The sequence below is a fragment of the Mesorhizobium sp. M0106 genome, from assembly GCF_040322715.1.
Classification (GTDB): domain Bacteria; phylum Pseudomonadota; class Alphaproteobacteria; order Rhizobiales; family Rhizobiaceae; genus Mesorhizobium.
The window spans coordinates 1-594 of record NZ_JAMYUA010000148.1; the positions used below are offsets into that span (position 1 = coordinate 1).

At 66.7% G+C, this 594-nt stretch carries 1 protein-coding gene; it reads right to left on the bottom strand.

Annotation, left to right across the window (positions count from 1 at the left end; genetic code table 11):
* A partial coding sequence (locus tag NKJ55_RS35520; protein ID WP_352453944.1) for an AMP-binding protein occupies positions 1–594 on the bottom strand: 594 nt, incomplete at both ends.

Consider the following 594-nt stretch of genomic DNA (forward strand, 5'->3'; position numbering starts at 1 on the left):
CGAGCACCTGGTTGAGCCGTGGGCTCGGATAGGCCGGATCGAGCGGCACATAGGCGCCGCCCGCCTTGAGGATCGCCAGCAGCCCCACCACCATCGCCGGGCTGCGCTCGACGCAGATCGCCACCGGCTGGTCCGGCTTGACCCCAAGGGCGATCAGATGATGCGCCAGCCGGTTGGCCCGGGCATTGAGCTCGCCATAGCTTACGCGCTCGTCCTGGCAGACCACCGCCACCGCCTCGGGCGTCCGGCGCACCTGTTGCTCGAACAGCTCGTGGATGCAAAGATCCGACGGATAGGCCGTGTCCGTCCGGTTCAGCTCCTCCAGCAGATAGTCGCGCTCCTCGGGCGACAGCAGCTCGATGCGGCCGACCGGCTGCCCGGCATCGGCAACCATCGCCCGCAGCAGCGCCAGCAAATAACCACGCTGCCGCTCGATCGTCGCTTCGTCGAACAGCGCCGTGGCATAGTGCAGCGATCCGGCGATCTGATCGCCATCTTCGCCAAGGTCGAGCTCCAGATCGAACTTGACCTGATCGATCCCCTCCCCCGTAGCCTCTACACTCAGCCCCGGCAGGTCCAATGACCCGACCGCAT